Below are 2,612 nucleotides of genomic sequence, written 5' to 3'. Positions count from 1 at the left end.
AATTGATAATTGATAATGGATAATTGATAATTACCTCTCCCTAAAACGGATTGGATTGAATAAAAGGAAAATAAATTCATTGTTTCTCCTTGATTATGAGAGGCTTTAAACCTTAATTATTCGGTAATGCGAAATCTCAACCATTTTTGCTACATCTTCTTGAGAGCATGGAAAAGGGAGTAGAGAGTAGAGAGCAGAAAGCAGGGAAATTAGGAATAATATCATTTCTCAAAAACATTTCTACATTTTGTAGAGCAGGGGAGTGGGTAGGTAGTTGCATGCAACGTCCGTACAGGAGAGGTAAAAATAACAATAATTAATATTAAATGAGCTACAACTAGCAAAAAAAAGATTTGATATGTAATTATTAATTAATAAATGAAGTCGTACCCAAGTATAGCATTAATGCATGGGAATTGGTATAATATCATGTCCGGATAATCACTGATAAAAAAGTTTTTGTTTGTATTATTTATTGCTTGAGCAATATCTATAACTTATTGCTCAAGCAATACTACGAACTTTAATTATAACTATTCAACCGGACATGACATGATATGAGTCCTGAAGAATTTTGATTAATTAATTTTCACACTTAATTTCTACCGCAAAAGCCAAAATCCACTATAAGTCATTCCAGAATCATCCGGTTGCACTAACAAAAAATGTAACCCCTGACTCTGCTGTTTTCTCTGCTCATAAATTTGACCTGCTGCTGACACTTCTCGATCTGAAAAAGTAGCAACTATCCACCGATCTACTAACCCTGTCTCTAAAATTAACCCATCAGGATCGCCAGGAATATACTTTAAAAGATATGGTCGCGCAGTTTCTAACCATCTCGCTAATTTCATAGACTGACGACCACCATCTATTACTACCCCTGGTATTGGGAGTGTTGAAGATAATCCTAAATTTAACGGCAAAAGAAATTCTGGTGCTTCTAAAATAGGAATAGGACGTTCTATAATATCCTCAATATTACCAGCAGGTAATGTAGCAAATCTCCAGCGATCGCCCCACAAATTTTCAGCTAATGGTACAGGTGGAGGAGCATCTAATACTAAGGGGTCGTAAAATTCCCCAGTATATGTTTCCATATCCTGATATTGTTGCACCCTCTCTACTAACCATTGTTTTAAAGCTGTTGTGCGTCTAGTCGGTTCGACTTTCAACCCTAACATTTGAGCTGCAGTTTCTATTAACCCCAAAGACTGAGGTCGAAATACTTGAATTATATCTGGTAAATCCTGGTCTTGACCCACTTTTTGCAGTTGTGCCATCAGCCAATTAGCGTTAACTTCTGACNATCCTGATATTGTTGCACCCTCTCTACTAACCATTGTTTTAAAGCTGTTGTGCGTCTAGTCGGTTCGACTTTCAACCCTAACATTTGAGCTGCAGTTTCTATTAACCCCAAAGACTGAGGTCGAAATACTTGAATTATATCTGGTAAATCCTGGTCTTGACCCACTTTTTGCAGTTGTGCCATCAGCCAATTAGCGTTAACTTCTGACTGGGGACACATAGCAATAAATTCTAAGCTACGAGTGGGAGTACAAATCAACAATTCCCATAATTGTTGACCTTGTTTATGTTTATCCTGGAGGGGACGGCGATAATAATCTACTTGCCAGATAGTTTGAGTGTCCATTTATTTTGAAGGAAGAAGGAAGAAAGAAAGAGGGAAATCTAGTGCTATCTTACAACTTTGGAAACTTTGGCCAAAGTTATTTGAGGAAGTTTTTGTTCCTCTGGTGTCTAGTTTCATCTTTGAGGTAAGTCCTGTATAATTGGTCTCTTCTGACATTAAAGGGGAATTTTGGGTGAGTTTTTATGGGTAATCAGGGTATAACTGCTGGCCACTTGTTGCAGCAGGCCAATCAGTTGAAGAGGGCCGGGAGGTTGGATGAGGCGGTCGCTCTCTATCGTCAGGCTATTGAAATTAATCCTAATTTTGCTTGGATTTATTATTATTTGGGAGATGCTCTTGTTAAACAGGGGAATTTAGATGAGGCGGTTGCTTTTTATTATGAAGGTTTAAAAAATAATCCTAATTCTTCTTGGTTGCATTATAGTTTGGGAGAGGCTTTTGCACAACAGGGAGATTCGGAGGGTGCTATTGAGTATTTACAAAAAGCTGTTGAAATTAACCCAGATTATTACAAATCTCATCATAGGTTTGGTCAAATATTAGATAAAAAAAAACACTTCCAGAATTGTATTCACAACATACTGGAAAAGTATCTGATAAATGGTCTTCATATCTATTAGTATACGAGCGAATCCTAAAAAGCTACAGAAATCAGAAAGTCAGATTGTTGGAAATAGGTGTTCAAAATGGTGGTTCCCTAGAAATATGGGCTAAATATTTTTCTAATGCCAAATTAATTGTAGGCTGCGATATTAACCCTAAGTGTGCAAATTTGAGTTATGAAGATCCAAGGATTCATGTCTTTGTGGGTGATGCTACGAGGGATAGGATTAAAAGTAATCTTGTTGAGTTATCTAAAAGCTTTGATATTATAATTGATGACGGTTCTCATTATTCTTCAGATATTATAAAATCTTTTGCGACATATTTTCCTCTTTTGAGATGTGGAGGGGTATAC

3 protein-coding genes and 1 pseudogene are annotated in these 2,612 nt (G+C 36.6%); 2 read left to right on the top strand and 2 right to left on the bottom strand.

Going from position 1 to position 2,612, the window contains the following annotated elements; genetic code table 11:
• Nucleotides 1–602: 602 nt before the first annotated feature.
• Nucleotides 603–1,308: pseudogene (locus tag AFK68_RS02485) on the bottom strand (Tab2/Atab2 family RNA-binding protein); the annotation flags it as partial.
• Nucleotide 1,309: 1 nt separating this feature from the next.
• Nucleotides 1,310–1,654: Tab2/Atab2 family RNA-binding protein (locus AFK68_RS02480; protein WP_143437443.1), on the bottom strand; the 345-nt coding region annotated here is incomplete at its 3' end.
• 182 nt (nucleotides 1,655–1,836) lie between these two features.
• On the opposite strand from AFK68_RS02480, the gene AFK68_RS02475 reads away from it, so the two are divergent.
• Together AFK68_RS02475 and AFK68_RS02470 are read left to right on the top strand one after the other, a co-directional pair.
• Nucleotides 1,837–2,274: a tetratricopeptide repeat protein gene (locus AFK68_RS02475; protein ID WP_246843948.1), complete on the top strand. Its 438-nt coding sequence runs from the start codon at nucleotides 1,837–1,839 to the stop codon at nucleotides 2,272–2,274.
• A partial coding sequence (locus tag AFK68_RS02470) for a class I SAM-dependent methyltransferase (RefSeq protein WP_143437441.1) occupies nucleotides 2,220–2,612 on the top strand: 393 nt, incomplete at its 3' end. The genes AFK68_RS02475 and AFK68_RS02470, both read left to right, overlap by 55 nt.

It is taken from the genome of Hydrocoleum sp. CS-953 (assembly GCF_002260545.1).
Classification (GTDB): Bacteria; Cyanobacteriota; Cyanobacteriia; order Cyanobacteriales; family Microcoleaceae; genus Trichodesmium.
This window is presented reverse-complemented; position numbering and strand designations above follow the sequence as displayed.

What these genes read in the sequence shown, in the direction of transcription:
- AFK68_RS02475 (WP_246843948.1), top strand. Translation starts at nt 1,837, where the DNA reads ATGGGTAATCAGGGTATAACTGCTGGCCACTTGTTGCAGCAGGCCAAT.